This window comes from Paenibacillus sp. SAF-068 (genome assembly GCF_051967555.1).
Classification (GTDB): Bacteria; Bacillota; Bacilli; order Paenibacillales; family Paenibacillaceae; genus Paenibacillus.
The window spans coordinates 2,991,233-3,014,674 of record NZ_JBQCJX010000001.1; the positions used below are offsets into that span (position 1 = coordinate 2,991,233).

At 45.2% G+C, this 23,442-nt stretch carries 21 protein-coding genes; 4 read left to right on the forward strand and 17 right to left on the reverse strand.

All coding sequences use genetic code 11. The features are described from left to right. The first annotated feature begins 136 nt into the window (after window positions 1-136). Window positions 137-1,594, forward strand: a complete 1,458-nt coding sequence (locus ACTHPG_RS12905; protein ID WP_440389769.1) for a 4-hydroxyphenylacetate 3-hydroxylase family protein — start codon at window positions 137-139, stop codon at window positions 1,592-1,594. Window positions 1,595-1,614: 20 nt separating this feature from the next. On the opposite strand, the gene ACTHPG_RS12910 is transcribed toward ACTHPG_RS12905, so the two are convergent. From ACTHPG_RS12910 to ACTHPG_RS12920, 3 genes are read right to left on the reverse strand one after another with little or no spacing between them, the layout of a single operon-like run. Next, on the reverse strand, window positions 1,615-2,181 hold the full coding sequence (locus ACTHPG_RS12910; RefSeq protein WP_440389771.1) for a nitroreductase family protein: 567 nt from the start codon (window positions 2,179-2,181) through the stop codon (window positions 1,615-1,617). Window positions 2,182-2,233: 52 nt separating this feature from the next. Then, the gene (locus tag ACTHPG_RS12915; protein ID WP_440389773.1) at window positions 2,234-3,040 is read right to left on the reverse strand and encodes a hypothetical protein; all 807 of its coding nucleotides are present in this window, start codon (window positions 3,038-3,040) and stop codon (window positions 2,234-2,236) included. A gap of 5 nt (window positions 3,041-3,045) precedes the next feature. Further along, window positions 3,046-3,498: a flavodoxin gene (locus tag ACTHPG_RS12920; protein WP_440389775.1), complete on the reverse strand. Its 453-nt coding sequence runs from the start codon at window positions 3,496-3,498 to the stop codon at window positions 3,046-3,048. 292 nt (window positions 3,499-3,790) lie between these two features. Here ACTHPG_RS12920 and ACTHPG_RS12925 point away from each other — a divergent pair, with 292 nt between their 5' ends. From ACTHPG_RS12925 to ACTHPG_RS12935, 3 genes are all read left to right on the forward strand, one after another. Then, window positions 3,791-4,654, forward strand: a complete 864-nt coding sequence (locus ACTHPG_RS12925) for a class I SAM-dependent methyltransferase (RefSeq protein ID WP_017687801.1) — start codon at window positions 3,791-3,793, stop codon at window positions 4,652-4,654. A gap of 2 nt (window positions 4,655-4,656) precedes the next feature. After that, window positions 4,657-5,388: an RluA family pseudouridine synthase gene (locus tag ACTHPG_RS12930; RefSeq protein WP_440389777.1), complete on the forward strand. Its 732-nt coding sequence runs from the start codon at window positions 4,657-4,659 to the stop codon at window positions 5,386-5,388. Between the two features lie 182 nt (window positions 5,389-5,570). Continuing rightward, on the forward strand, window positions 5,571-5,915 hold the full coding sequence (locus ACTHPG_RS12935) for an MGMT family protein (protein ID WP_440389779.1): 345 nt from the start codon (window positions 5,571-5,573) through the stop codon (window positions 5,913-5,915). 108 nt (window positions 5,916-6,023) lie between these two features. Here the strand turns inward: ACTHPG_RS12935 and ACTHPG_RS12940 are convergent, their stop codons facing one another. The 14 genes from ACTHPG_RS12940 to ACTHPG_RS13005 form a co-directional block, all read right to left on the reverse strand. After that, complete coding sequence (locus ACTHPG_RS12940; RefSeq protein WP_440389781.1) at window positions 6,024-7,535, reverse strand: DHA2 family efflux MFS transporter permease subunit; 1,512 nt, start codon at window positions 7,533-7,535, stop codon at window positions 6,024-6,026. Beyond that, window positions 7,532-7,978 carry a MarR family winged helix-turn-helix transcriptional regulator gene (locus tag ACTHPG_RS12945; RefSeq protein WP_440389782.1) on the reverse strand — a complete coding sequence of 149 codons (447 nt, stop codon included), beginning with the start codon at window positions 7,976-7,978 and terminating at the stop codon, window positions 7,532-7,534. Before ACTHPG_RS12945 ends, ACTHPG_RS12940 begins: the two co-directional genes overlap by 4 nt. 281 nt (window positions 7,979-8,259) lie before the next feature. Next, on the reverse strand, window positions 8,260-8,700 hold the full coding sequence (locus ACTHPG_RS12950) for a MarR family winged helix-turn-helix transcriptional regulator (RefSeq protein ID WP_421891008.1): 441 nt from the start codon (window positions 8,698-8,700) through the stop codon (window positions 8,260-8,262). Between the two features lie 229 nt (window positions 8,701-8,929). After that, on the reverse strand, window positions 8,930-11,392 hold the full coding sequence (gyrA, locus tag ACTHPG_RS12955) for a DNA gyrase subunit A (RefSeq protein WP_440389783.1): 2,463 nt from the start codon (window positions 11,390-11,392) through the stop codon (window positions 8,930-8,932). 12 nt (window positions 11,393-11,404) lie between these two features. Further along, window positions 11,405-13,384, reverse strand: a complete 1,980-nt coding sequence (gene parE, locus ACTHPG_RS12960) for a DNA topoisomerase IV subunit B (protein ID WP_440389784.1) — start codon at window positions 13,382-13,384, stop codon at window positions 11,405-11,407. A gap of 76 nt (window positions 13,385-13,460) precedes the next feature. After that, window positions 13,461-14,450, reverse strand: a complete 990-nt coding sequence (locus ACTHPG_RS12965) for an ABC transporter permease (protein ID WP_440389785.1) — start codon at window positions 14,448-14,450, stop codon at window positions 13,461-13,463. After that, a complete protein-coding gene (locus tag ACTHPG_RS12970; protein WP_440389786.1) occupies window positions 14,443-15,408 on the reverse strand; it encodes an ABC transporter ATP-binding protein in 966 nt (321 codons plus the stop codon). The genes ACTHPG_RS12965 and ACTHPG_RS12970 overlap by 8 nt, the downstream gene beginning before the upstream one ends. Beyond that, window positions 15,409-16,278: a GDSL-type esterase/lipase family protein gene (locus tag ACTHPG_RS12975; RefSeq protein WP_440389787.1), complete on the reverse strand. Its 870-nt coding sequence runs from the start codon at window positions 16,276-16,278 to the stop codon at window positions 15,409-15,411. 293 nt (window positions 16,279-16,571) lie between these two features. Next, entirely contained in the window at window positions 16,572-17,387 is an 816-nt protein-coding gene (locus ACTHPG_RS12980) for a CAP domain-containing protein (RefSeq protein ID WP_440389788.1), read from the reverse strand. Between the two features lie 318 nt (window positions 17,388-17,705). Next, window positions 17,706-18,164, reverse strand: coding sequence for a GNAT family N-acetyltransferase (locus ACTHPG_RS12985; RefSeq protein ID WP_253438357.1), 459 nt, complete (start codon window positions 18,162-18,164; stop codon window positions 17,706-17,708). Beyond that, on the reverse strand, window positions 18,154-19,341 hold the full coding sequence (gene purT, locus ACTHPG_RS12990) for a formate-dependent phosphoribosylglycinamide formyltransferase (RefSeq protein ID WP_440389790.1): 1,188 nt from the start codon (window positions 19,339-19,341) through the stop codon (window positions 18,154-18,156). The genes ACTHPG_RS12985 and purT overlap by 11 nt, the downstream gene beginning before the upstream one ends. A gap of 252 nt (window positions 19,342-19,593) precedes the next feature. Then, on the reverse strand, window positions 19,594-20,619 hold the full coding sequence (locus ACTHPG_RS12995; protein ID WP_440389791.1) for an NAD(P)/FAD-dependent oxidoreductase: 1,026 nt from the start codon (window positions 20,617-20,619) through the stop codon (window positions 19,594-19,596). Between the two features lie 62 nt (window positions 20,620-20,681). Further along, the gene (locus tag ACTHPG_RS13000) at window positions 20,682-21,668 is read right to left on the reverse strand and encodes an ABC transporter substrate-binding protein (RefSeq protein ID WP_440389793.1); all 987 of its coding nucleotides are present in this window, start codon (window positions 21,666-21,668) and stop codon (window positions 20,682-20,684) included. Window positions 21,669-21,799: 131 nt separating this feature from the next. Then, window positions 21,800-23,440 (reverse strand): helix-turn-helix domain-containing protein, encoded by a 1,641-nt coding sequence (locus ACTHPG_RS13005; RefSeq protein WP_440389795.1) that lies wholly within the window; start codon window positions 23,438-23,440, stop codon window positions 21,800-21,802. Window positions 23,441-23,442 lie beyond the last annotated feature (2 nt).

A 23,442-nucleotide genomic window follows, 5' to 3' on the forward strand; every position in this document is an offset into this window, starting at 1 on the left:
GAATGATAATTATTATCAAGCCCTAATCTGTAAAAATCCTTCTCATCTCTTAAATGCACATTGGACAGATCACCTACGTACACTACGTAAGAAGTCAGTCTGCCCATGAACGATTAGAACCAAGAGGTGAATATCAATGCCTGTTAAAAGTGGCACACAGTATCGTGAACGAATTGATGCTCAGTCCGTCCCTTGCTGGTACAAAGGCAACCTTATTATTGGTAAACGCTCTGAACATGTAGCATTTGCTGGTTTAATGGAAACTCAGATGCACATGTATGATCTGCAATCTGATCCTGAATTTGCGGAAACAATGACGTATGCCTCTCCAGCAGACGGCAAACCTGTGGGCATATCCTTTCTGCCCCCAACCAGTGCCGACGACCTCCGTAAACGACGGGAAGGGATGAATATCTGGGCAAATGTCCATCATGGCTTTCTTGGTCGCTCACCCGATTACATGAATACAGCCATCATGTCCTTCTACACAGGTGCGAATCTCCTGAACGAATTATCTCCCCAATATGCAGAAAATCTCAAGAATTATTATGCCTACTGCCGTGATCATGATATTACGCTATCCCATGCCTTCATTCAGCCCTTTGCCAGCAAAGTTTCAGGGCAATTGGATGCCACTGAGGATGCCATTGCCGCAAAGGTCGTAGACCGCACCGAGGAAGGCCTCATTATTAGCGGAGCATTCATGATGGCTACACAAGCTGCCACTTCGGATGAGATTTTTGTCTATCCTTCACCTTCTCCCGCCCCATTTGATGACGAAAATCCATTCGCATTCTCTTTTGCTGTGCCCAACGATCTTCCAGGAATCAGTCTGGTATGCAGGGATACTTATGCAGCCGAATCTCACACCAACTATCCGCTGAGTTCCAGATACGAAGAAATGGACAATATCGTCATCTTTGACCGGGTGCTCGTTCCACATGAACGAATATTTTTTGCAGGAAGTGAGGAAATGTCCTCGCGTCTCTTCAGTGGTAGCAACTTTCATATTCACGCAGGTCATCAGGTGCTGTGTCGTTATATTGCCAAGACAGAATTTGTTCTCGGTACAATCCAGCTGCTCACGGATACGCTTGATCTGAATACGGAAGCACATGTTATCGAGAAAACAGCACGTGTGTTCGCAGGTCTTGAATCGTTAAAAGCATTGGCTTTGGCCGCGGAGGCAGGTGCCATACCTGACGGACGAGGATTTGTATTACCTGCACCCAAACCGTTGATGGCAGCCAATCTCCTTTTTCCGAAACTTTATCCTGAGATGATTGAAATTCTGCAACTTTTGGGTTCGAGTGGGGTAATTATGATCCCTCAGGAAGAAGAGTTTCAATCCGATATCGCTCCTTCACTGAATATATATCTGAAAGGGAACGATATGGCTTCTCACGAACGTAACGCTCTGTTTCGCCTGATCTGGGAGCTTGGGGCTGGATCATTCGGGGGCAGACAGACCCAATTCGAACGATTCTTTTTTGGCAATGTGCTTACGGTATCAAACCGATTGTTCTCCGTCTACAACAAAGATCAGACCAATCGTCAGCTCGTTCGTGATTTTCTATCCAACACCAGTAAATAAGAGAACTAACGAATCATTCTTTATACCAGATGGTCATAGACCGTCATCAGTTCAGAGGCTGGTCTGCTTGCATCCATATCGCGCAATGCAGGCTGGTCTCCGTAACCGATATGGAATACTCCCAGCACCTTCTCTTCACTTGTCAAGCCCATCAAATTCATAAACACAGGATGTTGTTGATAATCATTGATCTTCCAGACCGCATTCAATCCCTGTTCCGCAGCCAGAATACTAAAACGTTTGCTCCAGGCTTTGGCTGGCAGAAGATCATCCTCACGGGCATTCATAGGTGCCACGACAACCAGATGTGTAGGGATCGCTTCCGTGTATTGATATGTAGCCCAATCCCCGTAGCGATCAGCCAGATGGGGTGGATAGCTCTGTCTGACGGCTTCCAGATATAGCTGTCGCCCTTCGCCTGCAAACAACATAAACCTCCAAGGTTCTGAACTTATGACATATAATGAAGGATCTGCTTCATCAAGCAACTTCCGTATAACCGACTGGGGTACTGGCAACGGACTGAATTCGCATGTTCCTGCACGTCTCTTGCCGCTGCTTATATCTTGACTTAGACCGGTAGACATGGCAACTTCCCCTCCTCTATCTGCATGATATATCGTTATCCTTCAACCGCCATTACATCAACCATGTTTTCTTCGGTTCAACGGCTTCCGCTCTCCAGCGATCTACCTCTTCGTGTATGCGTAGTTTGTCACGCGTCGTGAACTGTTCTGACTCCACCACTTCTGCATGCGGCATGCTATCACGTATTAATCGAATGTAGTCCATGGAACGAATCAGAGACTGGCGTCCAGGGATGTACCTAATTTTGCGTCCTTCCAACAAGCAGTATATCTCGATCATCCCCGGTAATTTTCCGAAAGCTTCCCAGCAAAATACACTGACCATATGCTGAAACGCCTCGACTACGTTCGAATCGTGGACAACCATATATTTCTGGATAAGCAGCGAATCCCAGCCTTCTGGTTGCCAGGCGGCCTGAAATATCATCGACAGTTGCATGGATAATGAAGGTACCTCCGTTCTCCACTGTTCAAAAAGAATGACTGGATGCTTCAGATCATCGTTGGTTGCAATGGACAGTGACAATTCATCCGTGATCTTGTTCTTCACATCCCAGTAATGGAGAACAGATTCAAAACCGTCTGTTTTTCTGGGCCACCACTTCTCAAGCAAATACTGTACAGGTACCTCTTTGCGAACATCGGGGTCGAGACTGTAAAAGGCATTGATTGCATGGCTCACCGCGTATTGTACACGGTGTCTCCATTGCAGTGGAGGACGCTGCTCAGACACTGGCTCAGGGCGGATGAACCGGTGTGGACTGCGCAGCATTTCTTCCAATCTGTAATCCTCAAGCAGACGTTCAGGAAGGTCATTCCTTCCGACCGGCATCGCTGCCTGAACATTATGTCGTAACATGATCTTTAGGATACCTGTAATCCGGCAGCAGCAAAGCGTTTGCCAAAGTCACGGCATGTATCCTTCTCCTGCTCCAGCGGACTGTATTCTATTTTCAACATCTCTGGAGATACCTCCGCCCCACGCTCTTGCAGCTTGGCAGCCGCGAGATCAACTGCACCGCAGTACTGCTCATACGAGGTGTCACCACTACCAAATACCGCGGCTCTCTTACCACTCAAGTCAAGTTCATCCAGCTCCTCATAGAAATCAAGGAATTCATCTGGCAATTCCCCATCTCCCCAGGTGTACACGCCGATCATGAATCCGTCATAGTCCAATACATCGGATGCATTACAATCCGTTACGGATTTCAGGTCCGCCTCATGGCCTCCCTGTGTAATTCCTTCCACAATCAGTTCTGCAATTTCTTCTGTATTTCCCGTCATGCTTGCATAAGCCACTAACAATTTTGCCATCTATTTTTCCCTCACTTTAATTTGATCATGTTAATTTCTCTCTGAAGAAAGAATGAATTTGAATTAACAAAATCATATGTGATAATGATTATCATTGTCAAATTAAATTTTGGATATCTTTGTTTTTCAGTATATGGCGCACATTGGATTTCAACACAGCCAAACAACCTTCACCCTTATTAAGGTCGGATGGCAAACCTTCCTTCACTGATCCCGTCCCCCAACTGGCGTCCAAGCCCTTTTTTGTTGTACAATAGTATCCAAATGACTTTTGAAGGATGGATAAATCATTATGTACGTAGCTAAGAATTGGAAGGATTATGAAGTAATCGATACAGGAGGCGGCGAGAAACTGGAGCGTTGGGGAGATGTGATCTTACGCAGACCCGATCCACAGATTATTTGGCCCCTTGAGCAAGAAACCAACGAATGGCGTCAGGTGCACGGTCACTATCATCGCAGCTCTTCCGGTGGCGGTAACTGGGATATGAAAAAGCCCATTCCCGAGCGCTGGACAATCGGATACGAAAACCTGAAATTCCACATTAAACCTACCAGCTTTAAGCACACTGGCCTGTTCCCTGAACAAGCCGCCAACTGGAGCTGGATGATGGATAAAATCTCCAATGCAGGACGCCCTATTTCCGTCTTGAATCTGTTTGCCTATACAGGCGGGGCAACGGTAGCCGCAGCTTACGCAGGGGCTTCTGTCGTGCACGTGGATGCTGCTAAAGGCATGGTTCAATGGGCCAAGGAAAATGTTCAACTATCCGGACTGGCAGATCGCCCTGTTCGTTTTATTACAGATGATGTATTCAAATTCGTACAACGGGAGCAACGACGCGGAAATCGTTATGACGCTATTATCATGGACCCTCCTTCTTATGGCCGCGGTCCGAATGGAGAGACATGGAAACTGGAAGAGAACCTTTATCCTTTCTTGAAGTCATGTATGACGATCTTGTCGGATAACCCTTTATTCATGCTGGTTAACTCTTACACCACGGGCATCTCCTCCACGGTTCTGCGCAATATGCTGACCATGACGATGTCTGCTCAGTACGGCGGTGACATTACTGCAGGTGAAATTGGTCTGCCAATCACACGCAGCGGTCTTGATCTGCCTTGTGGTATTCTGGGCCGTTGGGAGTCCTGATCATGTCAGAACATTGGCATGATCACGACGCAATTCCGATTCTGTTCGAAGATAACCATCTGTTAGGTATTACGAAGCCGGTCAATGTACCTACCCAGGAAGATGCATCAGGTGATCCGGATTTGCTTACATTGCTGAAGCGAGATCTGAAAGAACGATATAACAAACCCGGCAATGTCTATCTCGGACTAGTACACCGCCTTGATCGTCCTGTTGGAGGGGCCATGATATTTGCCAAGACATCCAAAGCCGCTTCGAGATTGTCCGAGACAGTACGGGGACGTCATTTCCGTAAAATATATGCAGCTGTTGTACATGGCAAGTTGCCTGCACAGCAGGGAACGTTAAAACACACGCTCCTGAAAGATGCACGCACAAATACCGTTACTGTTGTACCTAAGGGTACGGCTGGCGGTAAGGATGCTGTTCTGGATTACCGTGTTATCGGGGAGACTGACCGTTACAGCCTCGTCCATATCGAACTGCACACCGGCAGATCTCATCAGATTCGGGTGCAAATGAAAGAAATCGGCTGTCCTCTGTACGGGGATCAGAAGTACGGCGCAGGTGTAAATAAACCCGGGCAACAGATTGCTCTCTGGTCCGTGATTGCTGCTTTTCCCCATCCGGTCACCAAAGAAGAAGTTATTTTGCAATCTTTGCCTGCAAGAGAATTTCCCTGGGCAGAATGGCCAGCTGCTGTGTATCAAAAAGCTTTTGAACAACTTCGATAAGTACGGGTTCAAAAAGAATGGTTTTCAGTTGTAATCAAAAGAGATTTTTCTGAACAATCTCTATAATTGCACAGGATCTGGTTAGATCTGTCCATACAACGTGTCGTTCAGATTCTGCATCTGAACGACACGTTTTTTTATTTTAAGCTTACGTATCTAAGATATAGAGAGGAGACATCCTGATGACCCCATTTACCAAACAAGTCATTGCGATCATCGCGGCGATTCCGGAAGGAAAAGTGATGACTTACGGTCAGATTGCAGCTCATGCCGGAAGTCCAAGAGCCGCAAGACAAGTCGTACGTATCCTTCACTCCATGAGCCGCAAGGAACGTCTGCCCTGGCACCGTGTCGTCAATGCCAAAGGTGAAATCTCCATACCGGACGAACACTCACGCATGATGCAGGAAACAGAACTGATTAGCGAAGGCGTCGAGTTTCAACTGAACGGAACCATTAATCTCAACCGATTTGGACATGAGCCTGATCCTGTATTTCTTGTCGATCCAACGATCCAGTCCGAATAAGAGTACTTTCCTCCTCATATCGTGCACAAAAAAAAGAGAACTCAGGCAGTTAGGGGTACCCCTTTTCAACTGCGAGAGTTCTCTTTTTTGATATTTATCTGATATTCTTTATGCTGTAGCCGTCGCTTTTTCCTGTTCTACCGTAACAGGTTCGACAGCTGGTTTCGTTTTACGAATAAAGAACGCCATAATTAAAGCAACCACAGTCATTCCGGTAGCGACCATGAATGCATAGTTAACACCGTAAATCGTTGCATCTGCTGTAGCAGCCATCATCGCTGTCTTATCATCCGGATTAACTTGACCCGTAGCCAATGTCTCTGCAAGATGTGTTTTGAGCTTGCTGCTCATAATGGTAACGAGAATCGCTGTACCGATTGCACCGGCAACCGTACGCAATGTGTTGGACATCGCAGTACCATGCGCGTTAAGACGTTGTGGCAGTTGATTCAGACCTGCTGTCTGGATCGGCATCATCAGCATCGACATACCGAACATACGAGCCGTATAGATAAACATCATGTAGCCGTAAGTCGTATCGATTGCCAGGCGACTCAGTCCCCAAGTTGTAATCGCCGTAATGGCAAGACCAGCAACCGATAGCCAGCGTGCGCCCACTTTATCAAATATGCGACCTGTAATTGGAGACATGATCCCCATCAGAATCGCACCTGGCATCATCAGAAGTCCTGATTCAATCGGTGAGAAACCACGAATGTTTTGCAGGAAAATAGGAAGCAGAATCATACCTGCAAACATCGCCATTGTCACGAGCATGTTAATAATTGTTGTTAATGTATACATGTTGTACTTGAAAATACGGAACTCAAGGAGCGGATGATCTGTTGTCAGTTGACGAATAACGAACAGAATCAGGGATATCGCACCTACGACGAGGCATCCAATGACAATTGCACTGCCCCATCCATCGGTACCCGCATCACTGAATCCGTAGAGTAAACTACCAAATCCAAGTGTGGATAAAATAACGCCTGGATAATCCAGTTTAGGTCTGGACTGGCGTGTTACGTTTTTGACAAAAGCAATACCAATTGCCGTTGCAATAATAGAGAATGGCAGGATGATATAGAACAACAATCTCCAGGAATAATGCTCAACCACATAACCTGAAAGTGTAGGCCCAATCGCAGGAGCCAGAATCATCGCGATCCCCATGGTTCCCATGGCCTGACCGCGTTTCTCAATCGGGAAGATAGTCAGGAATACAACGGTCATCAGAGGCATGAGGATACCTGCACCAGCTGCCTGAATGACACGACCTACCATCAAAATGGTGAAGGTTGGACTAATACCACAGACTAACGTACCTATGGTAAATAGAGTCATGGCTGTAATAAAAATTTGACGTGTTGAGAACTTGGCAATCAGATATGCCGTAACCGGAATCAGTACACCGTTGACAAGCATGTAACCCGTGGTTAACCATTGGGCTTTGTTTGCATTGATTGCGAGGTCTTCCATGATTTTCGGAAGCGCTACGTTCATCAGGGTTTGGTTCAGGAATGCCACAAAGGCACCAATTAACAATGCCGCTACAATCGGGCCTTTCTTGATGTTGTCCATCGCGGAGGATGGAGCTGCAGCAGTAGTCGTACTCATGTGTTGTTCATCTCTCTTCCTTGTAACTTTTCAATCATTTGACTATGAATTCTAAGTAGGTGCTCAAGATCTTCCTTCGATATATCCAGAATGGGTGACACTCTTTCCATCCACAGATGGTGCGTTTCCTGTTGGGCCCATTCTCCTTTATCCGTAATCTGCAGCTTAACGGATCGGCGGTCAGCATCCGAACGTGTCCGAACGATATACTCGCCTTTGACCAGTCGGTCCACAACGGCGCTCATGGAACTGCTACCCATATGGCATAGTTCAGCCACTTCGTTGATTCCGATGGAAGGACGCTCCCTCAGGATGGATAACACCATAAATTGAATCGAAGTCAGCTCGATCTCCTTGTTTTCATTCCAAAATGCTCGAAAAAGCATCTGATTCACTTGGCGGAACGAATTGATAATATAGAATACTTCATACGTATCAGTCATTGATTCACCCTTTTACTTTTGGAATATAATATTTCGTACACGAAATATCAGGGGAACAATTATTTATTATAACAAAAATATTTACATAGTCAACTCTTTACATATGAAATACTAAAATAATATTTATACATACTAACTGTGTTAAAAGCATGCCTTTAATAATTAATCAACTAAGCTGGACACAATGTGTATCATATGTAATTTGTAAATAAAATAACCATAGGGTCCCTGCATGAAACGAGCAGGTACTCCTATGGTTACTCAGAAGAATGAGCATTGTATTACACCGAAGTAGATAATGCTGGCTCTTTGGTCTTGGGTGTTGTCATTTTACCTAACAGATATACGAGCAATTGTTGATTATGCATGGAAATGTTACTAAGAACAGAATTCATGAATTCATTACGGATGGTGATCCCCCGCTCAGTCTCCATTCTTCCTTTCTCTGAAAGAGATATCCAGACAATGCGTCGATCCTGATTATCCCGATTCCTGTGAATCAGATCATTCTTCTCCATCCGATCGAGCAGCATGGTTACGGCAGCTGGGGTAGTCGCCAGGTAAGGAATCAGATCCGAAGGTTTCATCTTCTGATGATCCTCAAGCACCTCCAGAACAGCCAGCTGAGCCTCCGTTAATGACGGTGCCAGCTCTTGATCCATGTGCAATTTATAATCTTTGGTTAGTCTGGACCAGCACTTGGCAAAATCGGAATTATACATCTTGCATCGCTCCTCTCTGCAACCGGTTATCACTTCACCTGCTTAAGTTTTCGCCCTCCAAAGCCGCATTCCTGCTGACTTTTTTCAATTTCCTAGCGATCGACCGTAATCGACGAAGGTTGTTAAACTTCGCATGGATGCGATCATCTAATCCGCCTTCGAACAACAAAAAAAGACTCTTCGCATGACAGGATTAGCTGCTCTGCGAAAAGTCTCATTTGTTTAATTTTTATGAAGATGAAACAGGTTGATTCTCATTGAAGTCCCTCAGAAGTTCAACGATCTCGTCCTGTTTATCCACAGGAACAAGCAGTTTGCCAATATGTTTGCGCTCAGTAATCGGAACACCTTCCGAAGAGATCGGATGCACTTGGCCTTCCTTGGTCATTACAGTGAGATTACGTTGCTCTTTGCAATAAAATGCTCCAGCAATACGGCTGCCATTCGGTTTCACACGTTTGCCTTCTTTGAACTCAAATGTGGCAAGTCCCTTGCCTCCACGACTCTGCACAGCATAATCCAGAAGTAATGAACGTTTACCGTATCCCAAATCGGACAACACGGCTACTTCACCTTCATCTCCTTCTACCCATAGGGCGGATACAACTTCATCTGTATCTCTCAACTGAATACCACGGACACCACCGGATACACGGCCCATAGGATTGACCTCATCCTCACGGAAGCGAATCGCCATGGCTTCTTTTGTGATCAACATAATATCTTGACCACCTGTACTTAGATGTACAGATAACACTTCATCATCCTTGCCCACTTTACAAGCCGCAACTGCACCGGATCGTTTGGTAACATAATCCTTCAGTTCCGTTCGCTTCACTTGTCCTCTTCGTGTGACGAAGACCAAACTGTGATTCGGTTCTTCAAAGGATTTCACAGCAAGCACACTTGCAATGCGGTCGTCTTTCGCAAGTGGAATGACATTCACAATGGCTGTGCCTGGATCTTTCCACTTGAATTCAGGTACCTGATGAACAGGTAACAGGAAATACTGACCTTTCTTTGTAAAGACAAGCAGATTCTCCAGCGTATTCACTTCCAGAACCTGAGCGATATAATCGCCGTCTTTTACACCACTTCCGCTCCGTTCACCACCGGAACGTGTAAAGGACTGCATGCCTGTACGTTTCACGTATCCTTCTTTGGATAATGTAACAAATACATCTTCCGCATTCACAAGCACTTCGAGATTAACCTTGAGTTCTTCCACTTCGCCCTGGATAGCAGAACGACGGTCTATGCCATATTTCTCACGAATCTCCATCAATTCCTTGCGGATGACTCCGATGAGCTTGCGGTCACTATCCAGAATGGATCGTAACTGCGCAATCTTTTTCATCAGATCACCAAGTTCCTTCTCCAGAGAATTAATCTCCAGATTCGTTAAACGGTACAATTGCAAAGTAAGGATGGAATCCGCTTGACGTTCCGTGAATCCAAACATCCACATCAAGTTATTTTGGGCATCTTGTCGGTTCTTCGACGCTTTGATCGCTGCAATGACCTCGTCAAGGATGTTAAGAGCTTTAACCAAGCCCTCCAACACATGTGCACGGTCTTCCGCTTTCTCCAACTCAAACCGGGTACGGAATGTTACAACTTCCCGCTGATGGGCAATGTAAGCCTCCAGAATTGATTTCAATCCCATTTGCTGTGGTGCTTTATTCACAATCGCGACCATATTGAAGTTATAGGTGACCTGAAGGTCGGTTTTCTTGAGCAAATAAGCCAGAATACCTTGTGCGTCCGCTTCTTTTTTCAGTTCAACCACGATTCGCAGACCTTCACGTCCGCTCTCATCACGTACTTCGGCAATACCTTCAACTTTCTTCTCAAGTCGGATGTTCTCCATCGCTGTAACCAGTCGAGACTTCACAACCTGATAAGGGATTTCAGTAATGACAATCTGCTGTTTGCCACCACGCATGTTTTCGATTTCGGTTTTGGACCGGATATAGATCCGTCCCTTGCCCGTGCGATAAGCATCCAGAATACCGTCCCCGCCCATAATCAACCCGCCGGTTGGAAAGTCGGGACCCTTCATGAACATCATAATCTCATCCAGTTCAATTGACGGTTTCTCCATTACAGCGATCGAAGCATCAATGACTTCACGCAGATTGTGTGGAGGAATCTCCGTTGCAAATCCTGAGGAGATACCGCTGACACCATTAACCAGCAAGTTCGGATAACGGGATGGCAATACAACCGGTTCTTTGGCTGTATTATCAAAATTATCCTTAAACAGAACGGTCCGTTTCTCGATATCGCGAAGCATCTCCATCGCGATGGGCGACAAACGGGCCTCCGTATACCGCATTGCCGCTGCCGGGTCATCATCCTGTGATCCCCAGTTACCATGACCGTCCACGAGCATATGGCCCATTTTCCATGGCTGAGCCATCCGCACCATGCCCTCATAGATGGAAGAGTCACCATGTGGATGATAATTACCCATTACATCTCCAACGGTTTTGGCAGACTTGCGGTAAGTCTTGTCAGGCGTATTACCTGAATCGTACATGGCGTACAGAATACGCCGTTGTACTGGCTTCAATCCATCCCGTACGTCGGGAATGGCTCGATCTTGAATAATATATTTGGAGTAGCGACCGAAACGGTCCCCAACGACCTCTTCGAGAAAGGCCGGCATAAATTGTTCTGATGGACTCATTCCAAGCACCTTCTATTCTTCGTACTCTGTAAAGTCGACGTTTTCTACAATCCAGCGTTTCCGTGGATCAACCTTGTCACCCATGAGCGTAGATACACGACGTTCTGCTTTTGCTGCATCAACAATCTGTACCTTAAGCATCGCACGAGTCTCCGGATTCATTGTTGTCTCCCACAGTTGATCCGGATTCATCTCACCAAGACCTTTATAACGTTGAAGCTCAACATTATTACCGAATTCCTTCATATAATTCGCCAGTTCTTCATCCGTCCATGCATATCGAACGCTCGCGAGCTTACCAGACTTACGAGTAAGTTTGTACAATGGCGGCTGAGCAATATATACTTTGCCTGCATCAATTAAAGGCTTCATATAACGATAAAAGAAGGTTAACAACAGCACCTGAATATGTGCGCCGTCCGTATCTGCATCGGTCATAATGATAATTTTGGAATAATTGCTGTCTTCAACTGCAAATTCGGTTCCAATACCCGCCCCGATCGCCGCTGTAATGGCACGATATTCTTCATTTTTGAGAATGTCCGCCAGCTTCGATTTTTCCGGATTAAGCGGTTTTCCCTTGAGGGGCAGAATAGCCTGAATCTTCGAGTCACGTCCCTGTTTGGCAGAACCCCCTGCGGAATCACCTTCGACAATAAATAATTCATTTCGGGTAAAATCCTTGGATTGCGCCGGCGTCAACTTGCCGTTCAGGTTGGAACTTTCACTGCGTTTCTTGCCTGTACGCATATCATCACGTGCTTTGCGAGCCGCTTCTCTGGCTCTGGAGGCTTGAACCGCTTTGCGAATTAACGTTTGCGCTACCTGCGGGTTCTCTTCGAGGAACCGCTGAATATTCTCTGACACGACCGAATCCACTGCACTCCGTGCTGCTGCACTCCCAAGCTGATCCTTCGTCTGACCCACGAACTCAACCTCTGACATTTTGACACTGATGACGGCCATCATACCTTCACGCAGATCATTGCCTTCGAGGTTTTTATCTTTTTCCTTGATCATGCTGGTACGACGAGCGTAATCATTCATTACACGGGTATACGCAGCCCTGAATCCGGTCTCATGAGTACCGCCACCCCGAGTAGGGATTGAGTTCACGAACGAAGCCAATGTTTCCGTATAACCCGCGTTATACTGGATTGCCACTTCGACTTCAATGTCATCCTTCTCCGCATAGAAGTGAATAACATCATGCAGCACATCTTTATTTTCATTAAGAAAAGCCACAAACTGGCTTGCTCCACCTTCATACATGTATTCATCCTGATTGCCCGAACGTTCGTCCTTGAGCACAATTTTCAGACCTGAATTCAGAAATGCAATCTCCTGAAGGCGTTCTGCCAATGTATCATAATTAAATTGAATACCGTTCTGGAACACCCGAATATCCGGTTTGAATGTAACTTTCGTACCTGTCCGATTGGTATTGCCCAACACTTCGAGACCGGACACCGGTTCTCCGACATGTTCAATCCCTTTTTTGTCCTTCCAATACTCGAATCGCTGACGATGAATCTTGCCATCACGGAAAATCTCGACTTCAAGCCACTCGGATAATGCGTTTGTAACCGACGCACCTACACCGTGCAAACCGCCTGATTTTTTGTATCCTGATCCACCGAACTTTCCGCCTGCGTGCAAAATCGTAAACACGACCTGGGGAGTAGGAATCCCTGTTTTATGTATACCTGTCGGAATTCCCCTTCCGTTATCCTGAACCGTAATAGAACCGTCCTTATGCAGCGTGATATCGATTTTGGAGCAGAATTTGGCGAGATGTTCGTCGACAGCGTTGTCGACAATTTCCCATACCAAATGATGTAAACCCGAAGTGCTGGTGCTGCCGATGTACATCCCCGGCCGTTTCCGTACCGCTACCAGCCCTTCAAGTACTTGAATGTCGTCCGCGTCGTAGCCTGAAGACCCCTGTCCTCCGCCTGTCGAACCTGCCGACATATCGATTTGCTCGACCATTCATGCTCCCCCTTCTTAACTTGCAACTAAAAAAATGCCTAAAATGCAAACAGATGTTTTCTTATCCTTGTCCATTTTAATTCAAGATATCCCGTTTCGTAAAGACAAGGAATGACACAATGAGTGAAGCAATGCCCCAAACACTAAGCACAATAAGGGAAAAACCTAAATTCATACCCTCAATTGGCGGCAATCCGCCTGACAAATAATCAGGAAGTTCGAGGTTAACCATGAACAGATATTTTGCTGTCTGCCAAGATGCAGCCATACTGGTCAAGATTGTGCCTGCAATCAGAGCAGCCATCATGATTACAATACTTGCAGCTGTACTCCGTACAAGTACGGATACCATAAATGCAAGCATAGCCACAATTACACTGACAAACCAGATCAATCCTGCCTGCATAAGCATATACAACCACTGGTCTACAGCATGAACTGCCGACATATCGACATCTGTTCCCACAACCTTGAATCCTGTGAAGATTGGCATGTTGAAGCCTTTGTAGCCAAAGACCGCACCCGATATGACATAACATATAATGTAGGCTGATACCACGATGATCGAAACAAACATGATCAGCGTAATTAATTTGCTCAGAAGCACTTTCCAGCGTCTAACCGGACGCGTTAAAAGCATTTTAATCGTACCTGTCGTACGTTCACCTGAAACAAGATCTGAAGCAATGGCCATGATTAACAGCGGAATAAACAATCCAACTGCATTGTTCATGAACTCCCGTGTAAAGGTAACACCACCCGGTTCTTTGGGATTGATGTCATTTTCGAGATAATACTGCATCTGTTGGATATACACGGTTCTATATTTCTTGTACTCTTCAGGTACCCGATCACTACCGAGCGAGTTTTGATTGTCTGTGATGGCCTGTTGCAGTTCAAGCCGCCAATCGCCACCGAACTTGTCGCGATTATTCTCCGCAGATTTCATCTGGGCATACGTAAACATCGGTACGAGGATCGCAAGTACAATAAATATAATATAAAGCCGTTTTTTCTTCACCATCTTAATCGTTTCATTCCGGATCAGCGGCATGATATTACTCAATGGATTCACCTTCTGTCATTTTTAAGAATAGTTGTTCGAGCGTAGGCTGAATCCGCTGTACCCCTTCAACCTGAATACCCGCTTGAACCATCTGCTGCACCAGATCGGGAATTCGCTCTTCATGCATCTCGGCAACCACAGCGTTAGGTCCAAGGCCTGCAACAATGGTATCATCCATCACATCCGCAGGTCGGCTTACCAGAGCAATACCTGCATCCAGTAACATCTTTTTACCTTGCTCCAGTGGTGAAACGTGCCATATGGCCAACTTGGAGTGATCTTCAATCAGTTCGCTTACGCCTCCAACGGCAAGCACACGCCCTGCACTGATAATCGCTACTCTGTCACAGAGAAGCTGAATCTCACTTAACAAGTGACTGCTGACAAACACAGCCATACCTTCACTCGCAAGTTGCTTAATAAAGACACGAAGTTCCTTAATGCCTTTTGGATCAAGTCCATTCGTCGGTTCATCCAGAATCAACAGACGAGGCCGCCCAAGGAGTGCTTGTGCAATACCAAGCCGCTGACGCATACCCAATGAATATGTTCTGACTTTATCGTGAATGCGTTGATCCAGACGAACAATATCCACGACTTCCTGAATACGATCATTATCCACTCCCGGTTGCATGCGGGCAAAATGCTCCAGGTTCTCCCATCCGGTCAGATATGTATATACCTCGGGATTTTCAACAATGGAGCCGACATACTTCAGAGCACGCTCGGGGTCCCGATTCACATCGTAACCACAGACTTTAATTTTCCCTTCTGTCGGTTTGATCAGATCCACGAGCATCCGTATCGTTGTTGTTTTTCCTGCACCATTAGGACCGAGAAATCCAAAGATTTCACCAGGTTTTACGTCAAATGTAACGTCTTTTATGATCCACTTGCGCCCGATCCGCTTCTTTAGATGCTGTACAGACAGGACGGAATCATACTGTTGCTCTGCCATTTAATTCCCGCTCCCTTCTGTTGGTGTATCTGTCTGGAATTCCTGTGCAATCCGAACGGCAATCTGCTCGTAACCTTGTCCGTTGGGATGGAAATGATCTGAAGAGAGATACTCCCCCAGATGATTTTCGAATAAATCGAATGTAGGAACCAGTGTCATCTTGTCCTCATTATTCAAAATAGCCAGGGCAGCATCGTTCCATGCAGCTACAACTGCATTACCTGGCTTCTCCAATTCCTTCACATCGCCAAATGGATTGTACAATCCTATGTACGCAATCTGTGCATCGGGATTGATTTCTTTTACTTTTTTCAATATCTCTTGCAGGCGTTTCGACGTTTCGGGTAAAGCCGCTGCCAACTGCTCTGCTGTTGGCGGATCTTCTCCCTGTAGCACTTGCCCTCCCTGGAACAAATCATTTGCGCCGATAGAGAGTAAAATAAAATTGGACTGCTGTAGTACGTAACGCACGCCTTGCTCATCCAGTTTTTCCAATAAAGCATCCGTTCTCAAACCGTTTACACCCAGATTATTAAGAACCTGAACGTCATATCCTTTATCTTTGAGCAAGTTCCCTGCACGTCTCACAAAACCGAGTCCCGCATCATCCCCTGTGCCTCTTGCCAGGGAATCACCAATGACAGCCATCCGAATCTTGCCATCTTCCACCGCAGCCGATTCGTTTTCGTTATTCTTAGGTGGTGCAGTTGTCTCCTGACCTGCGGATAACGCGGAATCTCCCTCCGGGAAAATAACGTCTTTTATGGCGTATCCAAATCCAAATAACAACAACAAGGTTGCCAAGATGGATACTGTACTGACAGTCCTCCAGATCCATGGTGCTGAATCAAGGCTTTTTTTCTTTTTCATCATCACATCTCCGCTCTTATACACCAGTCCGGGTGCTTAATAATTTATAATGACTTTACATTAAGGCGTGTCTGAAAATCCGCTTCCTTCGGAGTTTTCAGACACGCCTTAATGAGGCTATTCCTAAATAACATAAATGTTCTGTCGTTAATTTGCAAATCTTGGCGCTATATTCGCATAATTCATTTTCCATATGACACTTTACGGAAAAAAAGGTTATACCGTACACAGATTTCATCTGTGCTGGTATAACCTTACGGAGCATAACTATATAATTACTTCATTAATAAAGCTTATTTACCGATAAACTCTTGAGCCCAGTATCCATTGTAGTAACCTACACCAATGTGCGTAAAGTTTTTGCTCAGAATATTTGCACGATGTCCTGCACTATTCATCCAAGCAGTAACAACTTCTTGTGGTGTTTTTTGACCTTGGGCAATGTTCTCGCCTGCATAGCTGTAAGTTACTCCGAATTGTTTCATCATATCAAACGGAGAACCATACGTAGGTGACTGGTGATCAAAATAGTTATTGTTGCTCATATCTTTTACTTTGGCAACAGCTACTTTGTCCAGAAGAGCATCTGAAGTCAGTGCGCTCAGACCTGCTTTGGCACGCTCAGCGTTCACAAGCTTCACAACTTGCGTAGCAAAGTCAGATTGTGTGCTTTCGCTACCATTATTACTTGTATTGTTACCGGTATTACCTGTGTTACCTGCGTTTGAAGGATCTTTAGCCGGTGTCGTTGCCGGTTTTTCTTCTTGAACCGGTTGAGCCGGTTTTGTCGGTTGCTCAGGTTTTGTTGCCGGTTGTTCAGGCTTAGTTGTTGGTTGGGCTGGTTTTGTTGTCGGCTCAGCCGGTTTGGTCGTTTGGTCAGGCTGCGTAGCAGGCTTCTCTACGATTTGACCTTCGGATACAGTGTATCCATTTTGTTTGAGCCATTTCTCCAGATACGCTTTCAAGCTGTCTGTACTTGTAATTTTGTAAGTGGTGACAGTCTTATATGTTGAATCTGCAGCAGACGCGGAAGCAGGAAGCATTACACCTACGGCCAGTACGGCTGTCAGACTACTCGTTACGACAGTTTTCATCCATTTCTTTTTCAAATTCATTCATCTCCTTAAGATTAGTTATTACAACTTTGTAATTAATACTCTAGCAGTATATCAATTCAACAGGAGATTGTGAACCTATAAAATATGGAAAAGTAACTTTTTTGTCATTTTTTAGATTGTTTCAGATCGTACTGCGGGCGTGTCCTGCATTCCTCTATCCAGCCTACAAAAAGCATAAAAAAAAAAGACATTCAGACTAAAAATGCTAGTCGAATGCCGCTTCACCATCTATTTATCATTCACGACACCAGAAGGTGCAGATCAGGATATAATGAGAATTTTGCATACTATAAAAAGAACCTTTTTATACTATAGAAGAACTTTACTGAACCGATAGCCTCTCTTCTGAAAACCAATGTGCTCATAAAAAGAGTACGTTGTTGAAGTTACTTCACGGTTCGCACCCGTGACAAACAGCTGTTTACCACCTTGCTGTCTGCCCCAATCTTCGGCACGAGCCATCAGACGACGGCCAATACCACCACCACGATGTTCTTGACCTACGATTAGGGAAGTAATTTGTGCGGCAGGTTCTGGATAGGCATGACTTTGCACACATTGCAAGCCAATCACACCAATAATTTGTTCATCCACTTCGGCAACAAGCATGCATGCATTGGGGTTGGTTTCCAAACATTCAATGCGTTCTTTCATGACATTGGCTGTTGTCGGATAGCTGACCTCTCGCATCAGTCCCGTTACCGCTTCAGCATCTCGCAGTTCACACTCTCGGATCATCAGTACAGGGGCCTCAACATTATTGGACATGATTTACCTCCACTTTCAGCATATTAGCGGCTTGTACCGCTGTTTTACGAGCTTCTTCCACATCTTGACCAGCACTTAGCGCTACAGCCATTCGGCGTCCTACTTTGGTCTCAGGTTTGCCAAATACACGAATCTGAGTACGAGGAAGAGCCAATGCCTCTTCAATCCCGCCTATAGTAAAGTCAGATGTTTCATTATTAGCCTTCAGCGTTGCTGAAGCTCCCGGTGTCAACAGATGTACACCTGTGACCGGAAAACCAAGAATTGCACGTACATGCAGCGCAAACTCGGAACTGTCTTGCGTCACCATTGTAACCATACCTGTGTCATGTGGACGAGGAGATACCTCGCTGAACACAACACCATCCGGAGTCAGGAACAGTTCCACTCCAAATAGTCCATAACCGCCGAGTTCATCCGTAACGGATTTGGCAATATAACAAGCCTGTTGCCATTGCTCAGGAGTCATCGCATGAGGCTGCCAGGATTCGACATAATCCCCATCCTTCTGAATATGACCAATCGGAGGACAAAATACGGTGCCTGATACAGACCTAACGGTGAGTAATGTAATCTCACTGTCAAACTGCACAAAGCTTTCCACGATAACACGAACGGATTTGCCACGAGCCCCCGAAAGAGCAATGTTCCAGCAATCCTCCACGTCGCCCGGTGTTCGGCATACACTCTGCCCTTTGCCGGAAGAACTCATCAATGGTTTAATGACACAAGGTGTGCCAAGCTCACGTACGGCTTCCTGAAGTTGTTCCAGGCTGTCCGCAAAAAGGTAATCAGCTGTCGGAAGTTTCAATTGTTCGGCTGCAAGACGACGGATGCCTTCGCGATCCATGGTTAGACGTGCAGCTCGGGCAGTAGGTACTACACAAAATCCTTCTTCCTCAAGCTCCAGTAGTGCTTCTGTTGCAATAGCTTCAATCTCAGGCACGATGTAATGAGGTTTTTCTTTACGGATCAACTGTTTCAAAGCTTCCGCATCCAGCATGTCGATGCAGTAAGACCGGTGTGCGACCTGCATTGCAGGTGCGTTCTCATAACGATCAACAGCGATCGTCTCTACTCCCAGTCGCCCAGCCTCAATAACGACCTCTTTTCCCAATTCTCCACTGCCTAATAGCAGCATTTTTTTGGCTTGAGCCGTATAAGGAGCACCCCACATGTTCTTTCCAATCCTCCCAAAGAGAAATCTTCTATATCTGTCTCTCTATTTTCGGGGTTTTGGTTAAAGATTGCAAGAGTGCTCCCTATTTTTCTTGTGAATTTTACAAGATTTTTTGTGTTTTTTCGATCAAATTTTACAATTACCGCTCACAGATTCGATACTCCTTCCATTCCTCCCAGAATTAAGGAAATGTTAAGTGTGTATATTTTAATACTCCGGCAAATCTGAATATGCAAACAACTCCCAAGTTTATGAACTTGGGAGTTGCCGATTTTTTTCTCTGAAGATTTCATTATGGGAAGAAACATAAGCCATCTTGGGTGCATCAGGCTTCAGATATTGCTTCGCACTATTGACTGCCACAATTGCGTCATTGAAGGCACCTGCAATGAGTCTGACTTTGCTCTCATGGGTCGAACAGTCTCCTGCTGCAAAAACACCCGGAAGGTTCGTCTCTGCATGGTGGCTCATTAGAACCATTCCATCGTCCATCTTCAGCCCACAGCTGGCCAAATCACTTAAATTACTTTTATATCCATGACTAATGACGATTTCATCCACTTCCAACACCACATTGTTCTGAATCTCCATATGGGTAATCACAACATTCCGGATGTTTCGACCATCACCATGAAGCTGCGTGATGTTATATGGTGTTCTCACATCCGTTATGTTGTGCATCTCGCTTACATTTCGTTCCATTGCGCGGAACTCCTTATTCCGATGGATTACGACTACGCTGCGAGCTACATTAGCAAGTTCAATTGCCCAGTCTACAGCACTGTTTCCTCCACCCGAAATGAGTACCCGCCTCCCGGAAAAATGTTCTGGATTTTGTACGGTGTAATGAAGGTTCTCATATTCACATTCGATTGGCCCCTGCAGCTCCAATTTCTGCGTTTCTGCGATACCGCGGCCTACTGCAACAATGATTGTACGCGTATAATGTATATCGCCTTCAGCCGTATACAGAGCCAAAATCTCGTTATCCAGTCTGACGAATCGATCTACTTTGCAATTTAATTCAACCGTTGGACCAAAGGTATTCGCCTGCTGAACCAGATACTCAATCAACTTTGAACACTTCATTGGTGGCAGGCCACCCACATCCCAAATGGTTTTTTCGGAATAAGTATGCAGAAAACCACCAAGTTGGTCTTTGCCTTCAATGATCTTAACTCTCATATCACGCATTCCTGCATAAAAAGCCGCATACAATCCGGCTGGTCCGCCTCCGATGATGGTTAAGTCATAGATTTCTTCTTCCTTATTCATTTTGGACACATCCTGTTATTTAGTAGTGAATTTAGAGATACGTATAACATGAACCGTTGGCTTTAGTTATTTTTTTCTTCAAAAGCAGTCACGATATCCTCAATTACATATTCATCGGCAAGCGGAGACATGCCCAGATTGAACCATTCTTTTCCACCCACCATGTACACTTGGTCCTCTTTGACTGCTTTCAGATTTTTCCACAACGACGTCGATAACATATCTTCAAACTTCTTTTTTATTTCCGGGTTAGTCTCATCATCCAACTGAACAATCAGATGATCTGCGTCGTATTCAGGTAATACTTCCAAGGATACGGACATGGCAGTTTGATCTTTTGGAAAATTAGGAAGTGGATTCATTCCCAATCGTTTGTGGACGAAGTTTCCTCGGTCAAGATTCTCCCCGTGAAGTACGATTTCTTTTTCCATCACTCTGATGTAGAGAACAGTCTCATCACCAATCAGATTGTGTAACTTGTCAGCAGCTACTTTCTCCTTCACTACCAGATCCTGAATAACCTTTTCTGCCTGATCTTCTTTGTCCAGAATTTTGGCAATGTCCCGCAGTTCATCGCGCCAATCATCACGCTGTGGCAAAAGTACCGTAGGTGCAATCAGAGTAAGCTGATCATAGTCCTTTTTAGACCACCAGTCAGGAGCGATAATCAAATCCGGATCTGCCTCCATGAGGGCTTCAAAATTAGGCGTTCTTCCTATTCCCATTTTCATCGTGTTTGCGAATGGTTCATCCAGGTAAGAAGGAAAATCCTCATGGTAGTTCTGTACGGCAATAGGTACGATGCCAAGCGAATATAAAAATTCTGGATATACAACGGACAAACCAACTATTTTTTGTGGCTTTACGGGGATTTCAACTTCTCCCATTTCCGTGTTTACTTTTTTCTGACTTGCTTCTGTTGTTGAAGAACTGCCGGTACCGGCTTTTTGTCCCTCGCTCATGGATGCTTCTTTGCCTGCTGTCCCACAAGCCGACATAACAAGCATCAACATCATTGTGCATATTACGGTTAACCATCTGTATCGCATTCTGTATGTACCCCCTATAGCTCAGTAATATATGACAATGTCTAATCAATAATAATTATCATTATCAGTGTGACATAGGAGTAGTATAATAAAATATGTTCAAGCATGATATTGACTATTCAGACTTTTTGCTATGGACGATCTTGCCATAACTTTAATATTTCATCCAACATAAGCTCATGGGTAAACGCAGTGTAGTCCATCAGGACGCTCGATAAGAGGATGTCCATTCTGCCATTCTGTACCGCTGACAACTCAAGCCATTCTGCAGACTTACGCACAGCAGACCATTTCTGTCTGGATGTCTCATCATCACCCGCAATCAGCAATATTCTTTCAACGTTGAGAACTGACAACTCCCTAATGCTCACTGTGCCCCGTTCCCAATAAATCTCAATTCCTTCAGGACCCACCATCTGCATATCAACGTAAAAAACGGAAGCAATGCTCCTGGGGCCTAATAACTGCAACTCTTCACCATAAACTTTGAGTACAACCAATCTGTCTTTTCGTATAAAATCCGCAAGCTGGTCCTTTATGATCGTTGCTTTCACTTCATACCTTTGAAGCCATACCTCTGCAATATCTGACCGGTCCAAAAAGCTCGCAACAACTCTCAAATGTTCTCTCCAATCCCCTTCTTCCCACAAGAGGTTACATACAGGAGCAATGGAATGAAACTGACTTTGCAGAGCCTCAGCCTCAGCCCCGATCGTAATAATATAATCAGGCTTAACTAATCGAAGCTGTTCCAGCCAGGTCGTCTCACTCTCTGCGAGAGGCATAACTTTGTCCGTTTCATACTTACGTCTATAATAGTATGTCCATGGATGACTTGCTGGTGCTGCACAGGGAATGATTTGCAATGCCAACAGTATACCTATGCTGAGGGAATGAACAGCAGCAATTTTTTGTTTGCTATTACGTATAAACGCTGCTGGCGGAACACCAGAGATTTGCTTGAATTTACGCCGGAAATACGTCTCATCCTGATAACCCACGTACGATGCCACATCCTTGAGGCGATAACTGTGATCATTTCTCATTAAGATCTGGGCTTGTTTAATTCGATATAGAGTTAAATAGTCCACTGGACTGTAGCCATATCTTTTCTTGAATAAACGCATGAAGTGTCGAGGGCTCATGCGTGCCACATTTGCTAATTCCTCAATGTTTAATCTCTTGGAGTAATTCTGCTCCATGTATTCTTTAACATGTTCAACTGGTGAGGCCAGATCCGCCTTATCTGCACAGGACACATCGTAAAACATGGTATACAACAGTTCCTGAAAACGAATCTGGCCATAGTACCTCTGCAAGCCATCCTTCTTCAATGTGTGGTGGTAAATCATCTGACAGATGACGCCGACAGCAACGGGTGAAGATGAGCTGACCTCACCATTCAATTCATTACGCAAAAATTGTTTCATCATATCAAGGGCTGTTCCACCCTCATGCTCCAGTGTGTACATAACATCAAAACTCATATGATACACACCTCGTTCATCCAACGAATGCACATTTGCCTCAACCAGCTGCCCTGGGAAACCTATGTACAGCCCGCCCGCCTTTAATTCGACGAAACTTCCATCTATCTTTAACCACCCTTGCCCACTGGCAACAAATAATAACATGTATGTTTCAATGAAGTGTTTCCTCAGAATCCACTCCGTCGCAGGATCACTTGTGTAATTCACATGAATGAGCCTGAAATTCATATGATCCAGGTGATCAAAATGCTTTGAATTTATTTCGTTGTTGTCCATCTGCATGA